Raw genomic sequence first — 18,241 nt, forward strand, 5'->3', positions numbered from 1 at the left:
ATCTGGGATAATTTATATAAGAAATTACTTTAATAGCTAACTATATAGCACTGTTTCGTTTAATTTTTGGAGGCTTATACTTAGTAAAATTCAGTAAACAGACTAGGATATATGTGTCATGCGCAGTGGCCTTGAAAATATTGTCGTCGCCGAAACCGTTTTGTCGGATGTCGATGGTCTTTCGGGAAAACTCATCATTCGTGGGCGATCGCTCGATAATCTTGTTCCTCATACCAGTTTTGAGGATTGTATTGAGCTTCTATGGGATGGCTTGTTTGATGACCTTCCCAAGGGAGAGGAACTTCAGCGTGCGCTCGGTGAGGCTCGTGCTCAGATTTTTCATCACACCGATGCAATAGACGATGTGTTGCTTGAACTGCCGCCGATAGAAGTCGTGCGTGCGCTGATGGCCAGAATCCCCGACGGAGATGACCTTACAGCCGCTCTTTATATGGTTGCAGCTCCGGCTGTTTTCACTCCTGCCATTATGCGTATGAAACGTGGACGACAGATGCTGTCTCCCGATCCTTCTCTTCCGCATAGCGTCGACTTTCTACGTATGATGAATGTCAGGATGCCGGAGGAAATTGATGTTCAGGCCCTCAATAGCTACCTCGTATCTGTTTCTGATCACGGTTTGAATGCATCGACCTTCGCTGCCCGTGTGGTTGCTTCGACACAGGCGGGGATGACGTCATCAATTCTGGCCGCAATCGGCGCTTTGAAAGGCCCACTTCACGGCGGAGCACCTGCTCCTGTGCTTGATATGTTGGACGCGATTGGAAATGCCAAGAATGCAGAAGTTTGGCTGGATAGGGCTGTTTCCGAAGGTGAGCGTTTAATGGGGTTTGGTCATCGGATTTACCGCATTCGTGATCCCCGGGCCGTTGTAATCAAAGCCGCGCTTCATCGCATTATAGAGAGCAAAAACGCTAACAAAGACAGGCTGCATTTGGCTGAAGCGGTGGAAACTGCAGCAATCGCTGTTCTGAATAAGCATAAGCCGGAACGAATGCTGTCAACCAATGTCGAATTTTACACGGCTTTACTGCTTGAACAGCTTGATATCCCTCGCGCAGCTTTCACCTCCGTATTTGCCATGGGGCGAACATTGGGTTGGGTTGCACACTGCCGTGAACAAATAAAAGAGAACAAACTTATTCGTCCACAGTCGATCTATGTTGGTCCCAAGCTTGATACAGTCACTTAGTTTTGCATCGACATATTTGATCTCAGCCCCTGAGATAAACATTCAGATATACTGAAAATTTTGTTTGAGAGACGCGAAGTTATTGGCTTTGCGTCTCTTTTTTGACCGTCATATGTCTGTGACATGAATCGGGTTTTCTGCGCTCAAATCCGGGTTGCCATCGGAAGGACAACCAAATGAGCGATGAACAGACTGAGTCAAAGAAATACCGCACTCTGTTTATTTCTGACGTGCATCTTGGCTCCAAAGCGGCTCAGGCCGAACTTTTGCTGGACTTCCTGCGTTGCCATGATGCTGAAACGATCTATCTGGTTGGTGATATCGTTGATGGCTGGCGTCTGCGACGCAACTGGCATTGGCCACAGGAGCACAACGATGTTGTGCAGAAGCTTCTGCGCAAAAGCCGCAAGGGCGCGACAATCATTTATATTGCCGGCAACCACGATGAGTTCCTGCGCAATTTTCAGGGTACGCATTTTGGCGGCATCGAAGTGATGAACCGCGCTATTCATGAAGCGGCGGACGGACGTAAATTCCTCGTCATTCACGGCGATCAGTTCGATGTTGTGGTGCGCAATGCTCGTTTCATCGCCTATCTCGGTGACTGGGCTTACGATACGGCCATCTGGATCAACACGATCATGAGCCGCGTGCGTGCAATGTTTGGTCTGCGTTACTGGTCGTTTTCCGCTTGGGCTAAATTCCGCGTCAAGAAAGCGGTCAACTTCATCGGCAAGTTTGAAGACGTGGTTTCAGAAGAAGCACAACGCATCGGCGTCGATGGCGTTATCTGCGGTCACATCCATCATGCGACCATCGAGAAGATGAACGGCGTTGAATATATCAACACCGGCGATTGGGTAGAAAGCTGCACAGCGGTTGTCGAGCATTTCGATGGACGCATGGAGTTGCTCGAATGGACTGAACGTCTGGGCCAGAAACCATCACTCCCTGCCGTGCAAGACGCAAATCCAGGTGGAAGAATAATCAGGCTTCCGAGAGCAGCCCGAAAAGCGGTGAATGGCAGCAGATGAAGAAACTGGTCATCGTAACAGACGCCTGGCATCCACAAGTAAATGGCGTTGTGAGAACGCTGGCGAAATGCTGTGAACTGATGACCGAACGTGGCTATGAGGTGATTGTCATCTCTCCACAGGATTACCGTTCGGTACCTTGTCCGACATATCCCGAAATTCGTCTGGCCATGACGACCCCATCAGCCTTCCGCCGACGGCTCGTGAAATTGCAGCCGGACTATGTGCATATAGCCACCGAAGGTCCGCTGGGCTTCATGGCGCGGCGTGCATGTCTTAAAATGGGTTGGAGCTTTACAACAAGCTTTCACACCCGCTTTCCTGAATATCTTCAGGACAGGTTTCCAATTCCGCCAAAGTGGACTTATGCGTTCTTGCGCCGTTTTCATAATGCGGCGTCTCATACACTTGTTCCAACCCAATCAATCCTCGACGATTTGCATGGACGTGGTTTTACAGGGCTGGAGCTTTGGACCCGCGGTGTTGATCGCACGCTTTTTCATCCACGCGACGATGTTAAAAGGGACCTGCCGCAGCCGGTCTTTATCTGCGTCGGACGCGTCGCTACAGAAAAGAACCTGCCAGCATTTCTGGAGTTGAAACTGCCGGGAACGAAATTGATCGTCGGTGATGGTCCGGCACTCGACGATTTGAAAACCCGTTTTCCTGAAGCCGTTTTCATTGGCAAGAAAGAGGGCAAAGACCTCGCGCGTGTCTATGCATCGGCGGATGTGTTTGTGTTTCCGAGCAGAACCGACACGTTTGGCCTCGTTCTGCTGGAAGCCATTTCGTCGGGCCTGCCTGTGGCGGCATTTCCCGTACCGGGATCATCCGATGTTGTGGGCGCAACAGGAGCGGGGGTTTTGTCCGAAGATTTGCATGAAGCATGCATTGCGGCACTTGAAATGCCAGCCTTTGATCCCGCTGAAGTGCTCAAGCCTTTCACATGGGAAGCCTGTGCGGACATCTTCGAAAACGTTCTGTCGTCAACGAAGAGTGTCGCAAAATCTTTCAGCAGAACCGAGAATCAACCCCAGACAGTCGCCTCTGGCGGATAAACCAATGCCCCGTCATAGCGCAGTCCCGGATCACGGTCGTGTGCCAATAACAGCGGACCGTCCAGATCAACGACATCGGCTTTCTGCGCAAGCAAAACGGCAGGCGCCATGCCAAGCGATGTACCAACCATGCAGCCAACCATGATTTGCAGCCCGAGCGAAGTAGCCTTTTCGCGCATAATCAAACCTTCGGTCAGGCCACCAGCCTTATCGAGCTTGATGTTCACAGCATCATAGCGCTTGGCGAGATCTTCCAAACCGACAGACGTATGAACGCTTTCATCGGCGCATATAATCACCGGGCGTTCGATGCGGCTTAGAATATCATCTTTACCGGCGGGCAGGGGCTGTTCAATCAGAACCACGCCTGCTTTGGCTGCGGCAGCCATATTTTCTTCGATATTATCTTCAGTCCAGCCTTCATTTGCATCGATAATGATGCGGCTGTTTGGAGCCGCATCGGCAACTGCGTGAATACGCTCGATATCGTTGTCGCCGCCCATTTTCACTTTGATTAGAGGGTAATGCGCGACCTTCGCAGTCGATTCCGCCATTTCTTCGGGCGTTCCGAGCGACACTGTAATGGCGGTTTCCAGCGCCCGCGTTGGTGTGCCAAGTGTATCGGCGACACTCTTGCCAGAGAGTTTGGCTTCCAAATCCCACATTGCACAATCAACCGCATTGCGGGCTGCACCTGCTGGCATGAGCGTCTGAATATCCTGACGTGTGGCACCGCTTTCAATAGCTGAGCGCACGGCTTCAATTTGTTCGCTTACGCTCTCAATTGATTCGCTATAGCGTGCATATGGAACGCATTCGCCGCGCCCCAATAGGCCATTATGCCCGATCTCGCATACGATCACTGCGGCTTCAGTCTTCGAGCCGCGGGAGATTGTGAATTTCCCAGCGATGGGATAGCGTTCATGAATGATTTTCAAGCTATTGTGCATGGATATGCCCTTTAGGACGCAGTATTTCGGTCGTGCAACGACTCGTGTATGAGGTTAGGCCATGTTGACCGACACTGCCGACAAAGCAAGTACTGCTGCCAATGTCGCGCCAAAGATTGATTTGGCCGAGCACGATGGCGCGCGTCTTGTTAGCCTGAGCGGACGCTGGGTTTCCCAAAGCGTCAACTTCGTTGACAAGAAAATGCGCGAGCTTGAAAAAGTTGGCGGTTCGCAGGCAGTCATCATAGATGCGACTGACGTGGCAGGCCTCGACACGGCTGGTGCATGGCTCATAGAGCGTCTGCGTCAGAGGCTGAAGTCTCAAAATATTGATGTTCGTCTTGAGGGTGTTAAGCCCGCCTGGCTTCCGCTTATGGAAGAGGTCGGTAATGCCGTCGAGCGTACACTTGATGTGCCGCAAGTCAAAAAGCCATTCGTCATTATTCGTATGCTGGAATCGCTGGGCCGAGGCGTCGTCTCGATCTATGACGATTTCAAAATGGCCATGCATATTCTTGGCGCTACCATCCGTGGAGCTCAGCTGAAAGCTGGTCGCGGCAGTGGTATTCCTATCCCGGCTATCGTCACACAGATGGATCGTATGGGCGTTGGTGCCATTCCGATCATTATACTTATGTCGACGATTGTTGGTGCGATTATCGCACAGCAGGGTGCCTTTCAGCTCCGCTATTTTGGCGCTGAAATCTTTGTTGTCGATCTGGTCGGTATTCTTGTACTGCGCGAACTGGGTGTCTTGTTGACCGCCATCATGATCGCGGGCCGTTCAGGAAGTGCGATTACCGCTGAAATTGGTTCGATGAAAATGCGCGAGGAAACAGACGCGCTTACGGTTATCGGTCTTAATCCGGTCGGCGTTTTGGTGTTTCCGCGTCTTGTGGCACTCGTCGTCGTTCTGCCGCTGCTGACAATCATCGCCGATCTTGCGGCTTTGATCGGTGCCGCAGGCGTTGCCTGGTTTTACTCAAATATTTCACCGGAAGCTTTTATCAGCCGTCTGCATGATGCAGTGGCGCTCAATACATATTTCGCTGGCCTCATTAAAGCGCCGTTTATGGCAATGATCATTGGCATTCTCGCCTCGGTTGAAGGCATGAAGGTCGGCGGCAGCGCAGAATCGCTTGGGCGTCGCGTTACTGCTTCTGTGGTCAAAGCGATCTTTGTCGTAATCGTAGTAGATGGCATGTTTGCCATGTTCTATGCCGCTATTGATTTTTAAAAGTGTGACGATCCGTTGTTTTTATGGGCTATTTCGGACACAGTCAGAGATAAATCAGACTTGAGATTCTCGCTTGCGGTTCAGTCTCAGAGCAAGCTCGGATAAAGAATAGGTATGGAGAGCAGTATCGATCAGCAGCCACAATCACACGACGAGGAAAGCAATCAGGCGCCCGTGCCGATCATATCGGTGCGTGATGTTACTGTTTCTTTCGGCGGTCGTGCGCCTGTTCTCGATAAGCTGTCGCTTGATATATACAAGGGCGAGGTGCTTGGCTTCATCGGACCGTCCGGTTCCGGTAAGTCGGTGCTTATGCGCACAATTCTCGGACTGAATAAAAAGCAGTCTGGAGATATCGAGATATTGGGCAAAAACATCGATCGTCTGGGCGACGTCGAGAAAATGGCCATCGATATGCGCATGGGTGTTCTGTTCCAGCATGGTGCGCTTTTCTCAGCGCTGAATGTACTGGAAAACATTCAGGTGCCGATGCGTGAATATCTCGATCTTTCACCAAAGCTTATGGATGAGCTTGCGCGTTTGAAGATCGATCTGGTGGGACTGAAACCGGATACAGCTGAGAAATTCCCGTCAGAGCTTTCAGGCGGCATGATCAAGCGCGCAGCTCTAGCCCGCGCACTGGCTCTTGATCCCGATATCGTCTTCCTTGATGAGCCGACTTCGGGTCTTGATCCGATCGGTGCAGCAGACTTTGACGAGCTGATTGCGAACCTTCGCGATACAATGGGACTGACTGTCTATATGGTCACCCACGACCTCGACAGTCTGTTTGCGATTTGCGATCGCATTGCAGTTTTGGGCAACAAAAAAGTGTTGGTCAGCGGTTCCATTGAAGACATGCTGACTGTAGACGATCCATGGGTTAAATCCTATTTTCAAGGCAAGCGCGCGCGCCAGATTGACACTTCGGCGCCAAGCAGACGGCGGCCGGGTAGCCGCTTGCAGACTGGATAAGGTATGGAAACGAGAGCCAATTACGTACTGGTAGGAGTGTTCACGCTGATCGTCAGTCTGCTGGCGTTCGGTTTCGTGTACTGGATCGCCCGCTTCGGTGAAGCGAGGGATTCGGTTGCTCTTGATGTGCGCATTCCGGGTTCGGTAACGGGCCTCAGCATCGGTAGTCAGGTGTTGTTTAACGGTATCAAGGTTGGTGATGTGCGCCGCCTGCATCTCGATGAGACCAATCCCGGCATGGTGATCGTGCAGACGCGCGTTAATGCGACAACGCCGATCACGCGCTCAACTGCCGCTACGCTCGGTTTTCAGGGCCTTACAGGCCAGGCTTACATCGAATTGAAGGGCGGGCGTCTGGATGAACCCAATCTTCTGACCGAAGCTGCAAAGGAAGACACGGTTGCGCGTATCGACGCCGATCCGTCCTCAATCAACAATCTTCTCGCCACCGCACAGGACATCTTTGCCCGCGCGAACAGTGTTTTGGGCGAATTGGAAGGCTTTGCAAAAGATGCGCGCGGCCCTCTGACTGACACGATCAAGAACACGAAGACTTTCACAGACGCGCTGGCGAAGAATGCCGATGTGATTGAAGAACTTGGTTCCAATACTGGCAACATCAATCAGATCATCACAGATGCAAAAGATATGATGGCCCGCTTGAATGCAGCATCCGTTCGCGTTGAAGGTATCATGGCCAAGGCTGATAAGCTTCTGTCTAGCGACGACAAGGATGGCGTCGTAGCGCAGGCAAAAGCCACGCTTGAATCAATCCGCCAGACCTCAACCAATCTCGACAAGCGTCTCGGACCGATTGCAGACAATCTGCAGCGTTTTTCAGGCCAAGGTCTGCGCGATGTTCAGTCGGTTGTGGTTGACAGCCGTCGTTCGATCCAGCGTATTGAACAGGCAATTACAGATCTCGAACGCAATCCGCAGCGTCTGATTTTCGGCGGACAAGGTAACGTACCGCAGTATAACGGGAGGGCGCGTCATTGATTTCCAGAATCGGTTCCGTTGATATGAAATCACGCCGCTCGCTCATCAAAGCTTCTGCTGTGTCTGCACTCGTTGTGGGCCTTCTCGCAGGCTGTGGAACGACAACGCCTCTCGACACTTTCAACCTTTCGGCACCGCAGCCCAATGTTTCTTCCCCTAGCCGGAAGAGCATTCAATTGCTGATACCGACTCCTACGGCGTTGAAAGCCCTCGACAGCGAAAATATCGTTATCAGCTCTTCACCGGGCTCAATCGAATATCTGAAGGGCGCACAATGGGGCGACCGCCTGACGAATATCGTTCAGTCGCGAATTGTGCAGGCCTATGAAAATACGGGTGTCTTTGGTGGTGTAGGCCGTCCTGGCGACGGCTTGGCAATCAATTATCAGATACTCACCGATCTGCGCATGTTCGGCGTTCAGGTCTACGGTGGACAGCGTGTTGCAGTCGTAGAGCTTGCCGTGAAGCTGATGAATGACAAGAATGGTGAAGTACGCTCAACGCGCGTGTTCCGCTCATCCGTTCCGGTCAGTGGCGCGACAAACAGCGCCTATGTCAAAGCACTGGACGCTGCGTTTGATCGGACTGTAAGCGAGGTCGTGGGCTGGACGATATCGTCGCTCTAATCATTTCAGAACGCGTCTAAAGTCAAAGCATAATCCTATCGGGGTGAATCGAGGATCGATAAGATTATGCTTCAAATAAAAAGGCTTAGGGCGTCGATCTAATCCAATCAAATCAAATCGAAACACACTCCAAAGCAGGTCGGATAATCTCCGGCCTGCTTTTTTCGTGCCAGCCTAAAGCATGTTGCAGCTAAATGGATTCATTTAGCGTTCGCGAACATGCGACAACTAACAGTATCTGGAGCGAGCGCCATGGGTGCGACTAAGCGCGACACGCTCTGGTGCATGACGCGGAAACGTCGGAGCCGGGGATTTGCGTGTAATCAGTCCAATGAACTGATTATTCATCCCGGTTTGCTCCACCTTGAACTCGTTTCACTCGGTTGCTCGGTTTCGATAGTTCGCGACGTGCAGCTTCGATAATCCGTCTTCATTCCAAAACAAAAAACGCGGCCCGAGAGCCGCGTTTTTCTTTCATACTATATGGTCCGCGATTAGCGCAGACGTCCGCTTGCGTGAGCGAGCATGGTGTAAACCTTGCCGGTATCCGACGTGAGATAGGTCTGTGTGACCATGTTATCGCGATCGTTGCGTGCAACGTCTTCAAGCAGGCGCTGGAAGTCGTCCATGTAACGGTCTACGGCGCGGCGGAATTCACCATCCGTCTGATACTTACGCTTGATGTCGTCAAATGTCTGCTGACCCTTCAGCGTGTAAAGACGACGGGTGAAGACATTGCGTTCGCCACGGCGGTAGCGGTCCCAGAGCTCAACCGATGCTTCATGATCGATTGCACGAGCAATATCGACCGAAAGCGAGTTGAGCGATTCAACGACGTGGCTCGGTGAACGCGGAGCCTGTGTCGACTGCGGCTGCGATGGCGCTGCAGCTTCATCGTCACGGGAGGCGCGAGCCAGAAGGTCCGAAACCCAACCGCGTGGCTTTTCAGCCGATTGCGCAGGCTGAGCGGCCTTTGGTGCCTCTACAGGGCGGCTACGGACTGCAACATCAGCCTGTGGTGCCTGAGCCTGTGGGCGTGGCGCGACAGGAGCTTGAACTGGTGTCGGAGCTGGAGCAGCGCGCTGGGTCTGAACCGGACGGGAAACCGAGCGGTCTGCACGGCTTTCGCCAACATCGACCAGACGTCCCGACTTGTTGACGATTTCAGCAAGCTCCTTGAGAGCATTGATCTGCTCGCCAACCGCCTTGCGCATGGCACTCGTCGTTTCTTTTGCTTCTGCAGGCATGTCGAGAACGCCACGCTTGAGCTCGCCACGGGTTGTGTCGAGTTCGCTGCGAATTTCCGAAGCCGTGCGACGGATATCGTCGGTGGCAGCAGAGAACTTCTGCGAAGCCTGTTCCACGATCTCGGAAACGCTTTCGCGCATCTTTTCAGCAGAAACGCGAGTCTGTCCTTCAGCACGCTGGAAGGCAGATGCAACAACCGTTTCAAACGACTGCATCAGCTTCTCGATGCCTTCCGACTTTTCAACCAGACCGGAAGCTAGCTTGTCGAGCGCCAGGTGACGGTCTTCAAGAGTACCTGCAAGGCCATTCTGAGCCGAGTTGATCATGTCCGAAGCAGACGAGAGAACCTTGCCGTGTTCTTCAAAGCGTTCCGCAATATCAGCGATCTGCGACAGAGTACCATCCGAAAGCGCACGCAGCGTTCCGATGTTGTTGTCGATGAGACCGGTCGAAGCCTGGAACATCTGTGCTGCGCGGTTTGCATTTTCAACGAAGCTGCTGGTTGTTTCAACGAGACGACCATCAATGTCTGTCAGGTTGCGGGCTGCAGCGTCGATCAGTTTGCCGAGTTCACCGTTTGAAGCGGCGAGGCGGTCGATCAGTTCGCTGACATTTTCCGAAAGGCCAGACTTCGCCTGCTGAACAGCAGCAATTGTTTCAGCCGTACGGCTGGCCAATGCGTTGACCAGTGCTGCATTTTCCGAACGAAGACGGTCAGTTGCTGCATGGGTTGCTTCTTCAAGCTGCTGAGCAAGGCCGCGACCGCTATCTGCAAGACGCTGTACAAGCGGTTCAGCAGTATCATTGAGGATCTGCGTGATTTCCTGTGAACGTGCAGCGAGGACAGCATTCAGCTCACGGGTACGTTCTTCAAGCGTAACGGCAGTCGTATCGGTAACTTGAGCGATACGGGCTTCAACCGAACCAAGTTCCATCGTGATGCGCGAACCGATGTCGCCGAGGCGCGTTGCAATGGCATCTGCGCGTTCAGCAAGGCGAGCTTCAGTGCCGGAAAGATTTTCCGTAACACTTGAAGAGAATGCTTCGCTATGACCGGCCAGTGTTTCACTGGTTTTGGTAGCAGTGTCTGCGATACGGGCTTCAATTGCTGAAAGCTCACCGGTGAGGCGGCTTTCAATGGCTTCGAGACCGCCGGCAATCGCGCTTGCACGTTCATTCAGGCGAGCTTCTGTGCCAGCCAGATTATCGGCAACGCTTGCGGCAAATGCTTCACTGTGACCAGCAAGCGTATCGCTTGTCTTGGTTGCGGTATCAGCAATGCTGCTTTCGATCTGCGACAGACGTTCTGCAATTGCATTTGCGCGTTCGCCGAGGCGTTCTTCAGTGCCGGAGAGGTTCGCAATGAGATCGGCACTGAAGCTCTGACCAAAGCCGTCGAGAGCCTGACCAGCTTTCGCTGCTTCAGCAGAAAGCGTGCTGGCTGCTTCCGTGATCTTCTCACGCAGCGAGCCTGCGACGACACCAGCACTCTGTTCGAGTGCGCGACGAACATTGTCGACGCCAATCGAAAGCGCCTTTTCCATGGTCTGTGTACGTTCTTCGATAATGCCGGTCTGGCCTTCGAAAGCGCGGCTGATCGCATCGCTGCTGTTCTCAATCGCGTTGTGCAGATTGGTCGTGCGCTGCGAAAGGATATCGCCATGATCCTGAAGGGTCTGGCTGAGCGACGCAGTGCTTTCAGTCAGAGTTTCGCGGATTGCAGCGGTGCGGCCTTCAATTGTCTGTTCATGCCCATCAAGGATATGGACGAGGGCGCTGTTATGATCGTTGAGAACCGAGCGCAGTCCACTCGTGCGTTCTTCGACGTGCTGAACGTGATGATTGAACGTTGCTTCAAAGGCAGAACGGCTTGCACCGATTGTTTCGCTAAGCGTCTGCGAGCGTTCGTCGAATACGCGTGCCAGCTCCTGCTGATTGTCAGCAATAAGAGTCTGCAGCGAATTGACCCGTTCATCAAAAGTACGAGCGATCAGTTCACGATTTTCGTTGAAATTATCGCGCAATACGCTTGTACGTTCATCCATCAGCTGAGCAAGCATTGCCTGATTGCCAGCGATGACACCCTGCAGAGAGGCTGCACGCTCTTCGAGCGAACGCGAGTGATCTGCGAAGGTCGCATCGAGGCGCGAAGCGCTGTTTGCCATTTCTTCCTGAAGAACACTTGTTCTGTCAGCAAGAATAGCCGCGTGCCGCTCAGCAGCTGAATCCAGAGCCGAAGCGCTGTTGTTAATTGCGTTTTCGATATCGCTTGTGCGTGCGGCAAGCGTATCAGCATGGCCACGGATAACCGCTGAAACGCGTTCAGTTTCACCTTCAAGCGAAGACGCCAGAACATCGCGGCTTTCTGCAAGCTTGCCAGCAAAAGCCGAAGCTTTTTCGTTGAGAACGCTGCCAACGCTTTCGCTGATCGAAGTCAGATCATCGCTGATCTTGGTCTTCGTTTCATCGATCATTGCGCTCAGTGCATTGCGGCCACCAGAGAAGGTTTCTGCAATTTCACGAGTACGTGCAATGAGATTTTCGTTGATCTGACGCGAACGGGTTTCAAGAGCCGCGTTCAGCTTTTCAGTGCTGCTGTCAAGTGCATGGGCGCGTGTTTCAAACTCGGAAAGGAGCGAGCGGCCACGTTCATTCAGCGTTGTGTCGAGCTGGGTCAGGCGTGCGTCGAACTCGCTAACCATCGACTGCGTGGCGCCGCCAAGCAGAGTTGCGATGCCAGCTGTACGCTCATCAAGCGCCGAGCTTACGCGTTCCGAAATTTCACGCGACTGCTGATCGAGCGTCGCAATACGTGTATCCAGTTCGCTTGCAAAAGCTTCGCCGGAAGTCGTGATGCGTGTTGCAATATCGCCGGTACGCTTTTCAATGGCGTCAGCAATTGCGCCGCCGCTTTCGTTGATGCTGCCGATCAGACGTTCGCCAGAATCGCCGAGAAGCGAGCTGAGCTGCTGAGATGCAGATACAACATTATCGCGTATGATATTGGCAGCGCTCGACAATTCTTCCTTGAGCTGCTCATGAGCGCCAGTAATGGAAGAGCGAACGCGTTCGGCATGGCTGACAACAGCTTCGCGCTCATTGCCCAGATCGCTGACAAGCGAGCGAATGCGCACTTCATTGTCGCTATAAGCGCGTTCAAGCTGATTAACTTCGGATTGAACGAGTGTTTCAAGTTCGACAGCGCGTGCGAGCGTGCGCTCGATGCCTTCGTTCATCGCTGCAACTTCGCGGCGAACAGCCTGGCTCAGCGTGGAAACGCGGTCGCCTGCAGCGGCTTCAGGCTGCAAAAGCTTGAGCGCTGCTTCCGACATGCTGCGTGCTGCAACGTGCATTTCCTGCGCACGACGCACCAGATGCGCGAAGCCCCAGAACATGATGACGGGCAGCGCCACGCCAGCTGTTACGCCGAGACCGGCAGGGGATGTGAAGAAGTCTTTTGTTGCCTGAAGGCTGGAGAATACATCAGGGCTGATTGCCTTGCTGATCGCAACGCCGCCGGCGGCCCAAAGGACGCTCATGGCAGTCGTTGTCCAGAAAAGCTTGGACGAGCGTTCGGTAATGCGACGCGGTGCTGCAGCAACGGCTCTGCCATTGCGCGAATCGTCGTTGGCAGGCGTAAGAGCGGCGGCAGGCGTGGCGGCTACAACGGATGGCGCAGGAGAAACAGGAGCTGTTGCAGCTTTTGGTGCTGCGTCCTGAACTGGCGCCTTGGCTTTGTTGACTGGCTTTGATGCAGTGTTAGCGGCTTCCGGCGTGGCGGATGGAAGTACTGCACTGACGACTGGAGGCACAGGTGGCGCAGCAGGGCTTGCAATGACTGAAACGGTAGAAATCGTTTCCGCCTTCGCTGTTCCTTCGGTGGTAATGTTTACAGGAGAGACTTTCGCGGCTTCGACCACTTTCGTGTTCTGCTCTGCGACCAGTTCTTCGGCCGCACGCGAAATCTGCTCTTCAAGGTCATCGACGGAGAATTCTTCGTCAATTGCACTCAGGTCCATATCAATATCGAAATCGTCACCGAAATCGATGTCGAGTGCCTGTTCAAGTGCCTGTTCAACCTCGTGGTCGAGCTTTTGCGCCTTGGATTTAGAAGCCATAGCCTTGCCTACCTCGTACTCATTACTGCGACGGCCGGATCAACATAGAGCCGTTACAAAACTTACTCCGCCATTTTTCATCGTATCGGCTCAGGCTTGTTAAGGAAATAGGCGCCCGCGCCGGATGTCTAAAACTTTAAATACAAGGTTAACAAAAAAGGGTTCAGTTTTAAAAAATCCCGGTTTTCCGGCGTTTTCAAGTTAACGATCATTCTGTGGAAATCAAACCGAAACGACAAACCACTATAATGCATCTGCTAAAAATCGTTAACAAAAATGCACGTTAAAAGAGAGCTGTTATTTTTATTCTACCAATAGTTTGATTCATGCGGCAAAAAAATAACGCTACACGGACTGATAATTCCAACTTGATGATAATGCCTATATCACCCATGCAGCAAGAGCTCTCGTCCAAATAGGTGATCTAGGGCAGGAACGTTGAAAAGGAACGGCATTTTGGCGCAGTTTTCAGTCCAAAGCGCCGCAATGGTTGAACTTGAACCGATTACACCGTATCTGCCTCAGCAAGATATTCAAGAAGCCTGTTGTTTCCTTCAAGGAAGTCGGAACAAAAGCTATCAATAGCGCCGTGTAAGGTGCGCAGGAACTGACAATGACAAAAATTATCTTCGTGTCCGCTGACGGCGCTTCGCGAACTGAAGTCGAAGCCGATAATGGATCGAGCGTGATGGAAGCAGCCATTCGCAACGGCATTCCCGGCATTGATGCTGAATGCGGCGGTGCCTGCGCCTGCGCCACATGCCATGTCTATGTGGATGAAGACTGGACTGAAACTGTTGGCGGTCCGGATGCGATGGAAGAAGACATGCTGGATTTCGCTTATGAAGTGCAGCCAAACTCACGTCTTTCGTGCCAGATCCGTGTAAGCGATGAGATCGACGGCCTTGTCGTTAAGGTGCCTGAGCGCCAGAACTAAAATAAAAGGAAAGAGCGGCGATACATTAGGGAGCGCAAATGGAAGTCGAACGTCATTCAGACATCGCTATCATCGGCACCGGGCCTGTCGCTCTTTTTTCAGTTTTTCAGCTGGGCCTGTTCGGCCTTACGTGCCGTTTGTTTGATTCAGCGAGCCGAGCAGGCGGTCAGTGTACTGCGCTTTATGCTGACAAGCCCATTTTCGATGTTCCAGCTTTTGCAAAGATTATGGGTGAAGAGCTTATTGAGCGGCTATTGACCCAAATAAAGCCTTACAAGCCTGCCTTCGAATTCGATCAGCTTGTGACCGGCGTTTCAGCTAGTGAAAACGGTATTCAGCTCAAAACGGCTACCGGAACAATATTCAGCTCAAAATGCCTGGTGATTGCTTCGGGCCTTGGGGCATCTACCTCAGAAGGCCAGATCGTTCGCCCCGATCCGCTTGCCGCATTGGATCTTCAGCGTTTCGGCAATTCAATTGTCGTGAATACTGAAACGTTTCGCACGTCGCAGCCAAAAACCTATGCGATTGGCGATGTTTGCCACTACCCCGGAAAACTGAAACTCATTCTTTCAGGTTTCCACGAGGCTGCCCTGATGACACAAGCCATCAGGAAAAATTTGCAACAAGCTAAATAGACCCCGGCGTTACTGGGTCATTTTCTCAAGTCGATAAGTCAAAAGACGCTCAAAGCGTCGTTCAAAGTTGATCGTCTCAACACGATCAAAACGCTCCTGCGCTTTATCATGCGCTGCCATAAGCCGTTCCGTCACCTTATCGATGTCTGCACGCAACGTGGCGCAGTCTGTTCGGCTCCGCAATGAGCGTATCTGACGCTCCATTTCACTCGCATGGCTGCGCGCGATAACGATATGGCTTTCCTCGTGACGACGAATATCCTGATACAAAGTATCCCAAATCAATGCGAGTTCAGGGCCAGCCTTGCGGCGCTGTTTCCAGCGCGGCAGCATGACCTTTGCATGAACATTCACATAAACGCCCTGAACCTTGCAGGCGCGATCACCCGTAGCACGCCCATAGCGTACCTTGGCATCGAAGCGGATTTCTGCAGCGCCAGGATGATGCTGACCGGTCTTCTTGAGAAACGGGCCACTGCGCGACAGTGCCTTGTCGAGATCTGCAGCTGTCTTCCCGTTGACATTATAATAGCTAAACGTCCGGAAAATGGAGGCAGCTTCTGCCTGTGGAGCAACAACAGCGAGGGCTAAGCCCAAAGCCAGAACTCGTTTTTTAAAGGACATGTTCTGGCACCTCTTCATAAAACCAGAAAGAAACTCGTACATTCACTGATGTGCAACATGGCATGCAATCGTCAAGAGAACTATAACGACCATCAATAAACGCCATATCGCCCGTTTGGCTGCATAAAGTCCGACAGAAAAGACAATTGGAATATTCTTCAATGATAAAACAATGGCAACTTGCCCACGGTCGTAACCTCCAATTGGGCGCAAAATCTGTCATCATGGGCATTTTAAACGTCACACCGGATTCATTTTCCGATGGTGGACATCACAATGACCTGGATGATGCATTGATTGTTGCGAAAACCATGCTGGACGATGGCGCAACGATTATCGACGTCGGAGGGGAATCGACTCGCCCCGGTGCTGCTTTAGTTGACGCCGAAACAGAAGCCGCACGCGTTGTTCCAGTCATACGTGCGCTTGCGAAAGAGTTTGGCTGTATAATCTCAATCGATACCTATCACGCATCAACAGCTAGGCTTGCGGTAGAGGCGGGCGCCCATATCGTCAATGATGTATGGGGGCTTCAGCGAGAACCGGAAATCGCTCAGGTTGCGAAAGATACAGGTGCCGGACTGGTCATCATGCATACGAGCCGCGATAGAAATACCGACCCCGATGTGATTGCCGATCAGTTCGCCTTTCTCGATGTATCTCTGGAAATTGCGAGCAGGGCAGGTATTGATGCTGGCAGTATCGTGCTTGATCCGGGCTTTGGTTTTGGCAAAAACAAGGATGAAGACATCGCTTTGATGGCACGCATGGAAGAATTGCAGCGTTTCAGCTATCCTCTATTGGTGGGAACGTCGCGCAAACGTTTCATTGGTGCCATCACAGAACAGGCTGATCCATTGATGCGGGATATCGGAACGGCTGCAACGTCGGTTGCAATGCGATTGGCAGGAGCCGACATCTTCCGTGTTCACAATGTCGCTTTTAATAGGGACGCACTTGCAGTTGCCGATGCTATCCTGCAAAGCAGATTAAAGAATTAATAGGAAACAGGGCCGTGTACACCATCCGCATCATGAACTGCGCATTTTTCGCGCATCACGGCGTCTTTGACGAAGAACATAAGCTTGGTCAGCGTTTCTACGTTGATGCTATCCTGGATGTCGATCCGGGTGACTCGCTTGAAAATGACGACATTGAAGGCACGGTCCATTACGGCATCGCCTTCACAGTCATTCAAGACATCATCACCGGCAGCCAGCGCTATCTCATTGAAACATTGGCACTTGATGTCGGCAAGGCACTGACTGCGCGTTTCCCGCAGATCAAACGTGCTGAAATCACCATTCGCAAGCCTAACGCACCAGTTCCAGGCGTGCTTGATCATGTTGAAGTAACGGTGGTTTATCCACGCTGATGAGCATTGCTTTGCCTTATCGCGCCTGGCTTGGGCTTGGCGGCAATATCGATGACCCTATCGCTTCGATGGCCAAGGCGCTGAAACTCCTTGATGCGCGCACCGATACGAGTGTTATCGCGGTTTCTCAGGTCTATCGCACACCGCCATGGGGAAAGACCGATCAGGCCTGGTTTCACAATGCCTGTGCACAGATCGAAACCGCACTTGCGCCGCTTCAGCTCATCGACACCTGTCTTGATGTAGAGCGTTCGCTCAAACGCGTTCGACTGGAGCGATGGGGACCGCGTATCATCGATATTGATATTCTCGCGATTCAGGATGATGCAGGCGAGGCGATTATCATGAACGAACCTGCACTGGAGCTTCCACACCCGCGTATTCAGGAGCGCGCATTTGTGCTCGTGCCGCTCAATGATATTGCGCCGTCACTTCAGATTGCGGGTAAAACTGTTTCGGAGTGGGAAAAGGCCTGTGCCACTTTTGAAATAGAAAAAGCCCGCACTGATGCGGGCTGGTGGCTGGATTAGATTGTAACCACTCTAATCCCTATTTTTACACAGAGCCGCTTAATTTTTGGCGATGCTGCCAACAGCGATATTATCTATACGCTTGAGGCTCATACCGATTACCGGAACAAGTTCCTTCTCAACGCGGACCGAAACAGTCACATTCATGGTGTTCTTGTCGGCAACGCGAGCAAGCATCGCGCCATTGAGCTCTTTACGGTTAAGACCGAGAACCACCTTGTTGCCGGTTACGGAGCCAGAGGTAACGTTGAGGCCTTTACCTTCAGCGCCATCATTAAACTTGCCCGAATAGTTGGAGCCGACGCGCGTCACGGTTGCCTTCATAGGCTGAGAGAAAACACCAACGCGGCAAGAACCATCAAGCGTCATACCAACCGCATTGTCAGGGGTAGTGCCTGCGAGTGTGCAGACAAATTTTGTGCCCTTGTATTTTCCGGCAACAATTTCGCCCGGACCGGACCATTGGCCTTCAATCGTCTGAAAAAACTGTTCATCCTTGTCTGCAGCCAGAGCTGGCGCAGCAAAAAGCGATGCGGGCAGTAGCGTAAGGCATGCAGCGATGTAGTTTTTCATATTCAGCTCTGTCCCGGAATCTCGACCGCTAGGCACCATTCCAATAGATGATCTACAAACACTCCGCAACCGAACGTCAGGGTGTTTTGTTGGCGCAAGGATCACAGAT

The 18,241-nt window shown here is 52.2% G+C and carries 15 protein-coding genes and 1 pseudogene; 12 read left to right on the forward strand and 4 right to left on the reverse strand.

All coding sequences use genetic code 11. The annotated features are described in order from the left end of the window. Positions 1 to 118 precede the first annotated feature (118 nt). The 3 genes from ABWV94_RS02805 (at position 119) to ABWV94_RS02815 (ending at position 3,302) form a co-directional block, all read left to right on the forward strand. Entirely contained in the window at positions 119 to 1,210 is a 1,092-nt protein-coding gene (locus tag ABWV94_RS02805; protein ID WP_113498817.1) for a citrate synthase/methylcitrate synthase, read from the forward strand. Between the two features lie 176 nt (positions 1,211 to 1,386). After that, a complete protein-coding gene (locus tag ABWV94_RS02810; protein ID WP_087510648.1) occupies positions 1,387 to 2,244 on the forward strand; it encodes a UDP-2,3-diacylglucosamine diphosphatase in 858 nt (285 codons plus the stop codon). Further along, positions 2,241 to 3,302, forward strand: a complete 1,062-nt coding sequence (locus tag ABWV94_RS02815) for a glycosyltransferase family 4 protein (RefSeq protein ID WP_113498819.1) — start codon at positions 2,241 to 2,243, stop codon at positions 3,300 to 3,302. The genes ABWV94_RS02810 and ABWV94_RS02815 overlap by 4 nt, the downstream gene beginning before the upstream one ends. Here the strand turns inward: ABWV94_RS02815 and dgcA are convergent. Continuing rightward, the gene (gene dgcA, locus ABWV94_RS02820; protein ID WP_113498821.1) at positions 3,272 to 4,252 is read right to left on the reverse strand and encodes an N-acetyl-D-Glu racemase DgcA; all 981 of its coding nucleotides are present in this window, start codon (positions 4,250 to 4,252) and stop codon (positions 3,272 to 3,274) included. The two genes, ABWV94_RS02815 and dgcA, sit on opposite strands and share 31 nt — an antisense overlap. 61 nt (positions 4,253 to 4,313) lie before the next feature. Here dgcA and ABWV94_RS02825 point away from each other — a divergent pair, with 61 nt between their 5' ends. The 4 genes from ABWV94_RS02825 to ABWV94_RS02840 all read left to right on the forward strand — a co-directional run bounded on the left by ABWV94_RS02825 (position 4,314) and on the right by ABWV94_RS02840 (position 8,089). Beyond that, complete coding sequence (locus tag ABWV94_RS02825; protein ID WP_064320610.1) at positions 4,314 to 5,489, forward strand: ABC transporter permease; 1,176 nt, start codon at positions 4,314 to 4,316, stop codon at positions 5,487 to 5,489. A 114-nt stretch (positions 5,490 to 5,603) separates the two neighbouring features. Beyond that, positions 5,604 to 6,464: an ABC transporter ATP-binding protein gene (locus tag ABWV94_RS02830; RefSeq protein ID WP_007874947.1), complete on the forward strand. Its 861-nt coding sequence runs from the start codon at positions 5,604 to 5,606 to the stop codon at positions 6,462 to 6,464. Positions 6,465 to 6,467: 3 nt separating this feature from the next. Continuing rightward, a complete protein-coding gene (locus ABWV94_RS02835; RefSeq protein ID WP_064320612.1) occupies positions 6,468 to 7,463 on the forward strand; it encodes an MlaD family protein in 996 nt (331 codons plus the stop codon). Between the two features lie 23 nt (positions 7,464 to 7,486). Next, positions 7,487 to 8,089: an ABC-type transport auxiliary lipoprotein family protein gene (locus tag ABWV94_RS02840; RefSeq protein WP_407976340.1), complete on the forward strand. Its 603-nt coding sequence runs from the start codon at positions 7,487 to 7,489 to the stop codon at positions 8,087 to 8,089. Positions 8,090 to 8,583: 494 nt separating this feature from the next. On the opposite strand, the pseudogene ABWV94_RS02845 reads toward ABWV94_RS02840, so the two are convergent. Beyond that, positions 8,584 to 12,978, reverse strand: a pseudogene (locus ABWV94_RS02845) (apolipoprotein A-IV repeat region-like domain-containing protein); the annotation flags it as partial. Between the two features lie 1,090 nt (positions 12,979 to 14,068). On the opposite strand from ABWV94_RS02845, the gene ABWV94_RS02850 reads away from it, so the two are divergent. Further along, positions 14,069 to 14,392 (forward strand): 2Fe-2S iron-sulfur cluster-binding protein, encoded by a 324-nt coding sequence (locus ABWV94_RS02850; protein ID WP_007874958.1) that lies wholly within the window; start codon positions 14,069 to 14,071, stop codon positions 14,390 to 14,392. 38 nt (positions 14,393 to 14,430) lie between these two features. Beyond that, positions 14,431 to 15,030 carry an FAD-dependent oxidoreductase gene (locus ABWV94_RS02855; protein WP_113498825.1) on the forward strand — a complete coding sequence of 200 codons (600 nt, stop codon included), beginning with the start codon at positions 14,431 to 14,433 and terminating at the stop codon, positions 15,028 to 15,030. 9 nt (positions 15,031 to 15,039) lie between these two features. Here the strand turns inward: ABWV94_RS02855 and ABWV94_RS02860 are convergent, their stop codons facing one another. Next, a complete protein-coding gene (locus tag ABWV94_RS02860; protein WP_007874962.1) occupies positions 15,040 to 15,654 on the reverse strand; it encodes a DUF922 domain-containing Zn-dependent protease in 615 nt (204 codons plus the stop codon). Between the two features lie 161 nt (positions 15,655 to 15,815). Between ABWV94_RS02860 and folP the strand changes: the two genes are divergently transcribed. From folP to folK, 3 genes are read left to right on the forward strand one after another with little or no spacing between them, the layout of a single operon-like run. Continuing rightward, the gene (folP, locus tag ABWV94_RS02865) at positions 15,816 to 16,655 is read left to right on the forward strand and encodes a dihydropteroate synthase (RefSeq protein WP_113498827.1); all 840 of its coding nucleotides are present in this window, start codon (positions 15,816 to 15,818) and stop codon (positions 16,653 to 16,655) included. 14 nt (positions 16,656 to 16,669) lie between these two features. After that, entirely contained in the window at positions 16,670 to 17,029 is a 360-nt protein-coding gene (gene folB, locus ABWV94_RS02870; RefSeq protein WP_007874966.1) for a dihydroneopterin aldolase, read from the forward strand. Further along, positions 17,029 to 17,559, forward strand: a complete 531-nt coding sequence (folK, locus tag ABWV94_RS02875) for a 2-amino-4-hydroxy-6-hydroxymethyldihydropteridine diphosphokinase (RefSeq protein WP_113498829.1) — start codon at positions 17,029 to 17,031, stop codon at positions 17,557 to 17,559. Before folB ends, folK begins: the two co-directional genes overlap by 1 nt. Positions 17,560 to 17,598: 39 nt before the next feature. Here folK and ABWV94_RS02880 read toward each other — a convergent pair whose 3' ends face one another. After that, positions 17,599 to 18,132: a hypothetical protein gene (locus ABWV94_RS02880; RefSeq protein ID WP_007874968.1), complete on the reverse strand. Its 534-nt coding sequence runs from the start codon at positions 18,130 to 18,132 to the stop codon at positions 17,599 to 17,601. Between the last annotated feature and the right edge of the window lie 109 nt (positions 18,133 to 18,241).

It is taken from the genome of Brucella sp. NBRC 12953 (assembly GCF_040369775.1).
GTDB lineage: Bacteria > Pseudomonadota > Alphaproteobacteria > Rhizobiales > Rhizobiaceae > Brucella > Brucella pseudogrignonensis.

Coding starts and splice junctions, on each gene's coding strand:
- ABWV94_RS02805 (WP_113498817.1), top strand. CDS start 119: ATGCGCAGTGGCCTTGAAAATATTGTCGTCGCCGAAACCGTTTTGTCG.
- ABWV94_RS02810 (WP_087510648.1), top strand. CDS start 1,387: ATGAGCGATGAACAGACTGAGTCAAAGAAATACCGCACTCTGTTTATT.
- ABWV94_RS02815 (WP_113498819.1), top strand. CDS start 2,241: ATGAAGAAACTGGTCATCGTAACAGACGCCTGGCATCCACAAGTAAAT.
- dgcA (WP_113498821.1), bottom strand. CDS start 4,252: ATGCACAATAGCTTGAAAATCATTCATGAACGCTATCCCATCGCTGGG.
- ABWV94_RS02825 (WP_064320610.1), top strand. CDS start 4,314: ATGTTGACCGACACTGCCGACAAAGCAAGTACTGCTGCCAATGTCGCG.
- ABWV94_RS02830 (WP_007874947.1), top strand. CDS start 5,604: ATGGAGAGCAGTATCGATCAGCAGCCACAATCACACGACGAGGAAAGC.
- ABWV94_RS02835 (WP_064320612.1), top strand. CDS start 6,468: ATGGAAACGAGAGCCAATTACGTACTGGTAGGAGTGTTCACGCTGATC.
- ABWV94_RS02840 (WP_407976340.1), top strand. CDS start 7,487: ATGAAATCACGCCGCTCGCTCATCAAAGCTTCTGCTGTGTCTGCACTC.
- ABWV94_RS02850 (WP_007874958.1), top strand. CDS start 14,069: ATGACAAAAATTATCTTCGTGTCCGCTGACGGCGCTTCGCGAACTGAA.
- ABWV94_RS02855 (WP_113498825.1), top strand. CDS start 14,431: ATGGAAGTCGAACGTCATTCAGACATCGCTATCATCGGCACCGGGCCT.
- ABWV94_RS02860 (WP_007874962.1), bottom strand. CDS start 15,654: ATGTCCTTTAAAAAACGAGTTCTGGCTTTGGGCTTAGCCCTCGCTGTT.
- folP (WP_113498827.1), top strand. CDS start 15,816: ATGATAAAACAATGGCAACTTGCCCACGGTCGTAACCTCCAATTGGGC.
- folK (WP_113498829.1), top strand. CDS start 17,029: ATGAGCATTGCTTTGCCTTATCGCGCCTGGCTTGGGCTTGGCGGCAAT.
- ABWV94_RS02880 (WP_007874968.1), bottom strand. CDS start 18,132: ATGAAAAACTACATCGCTGCATGCCTTACGCTACTGCCCGCATCGCTT.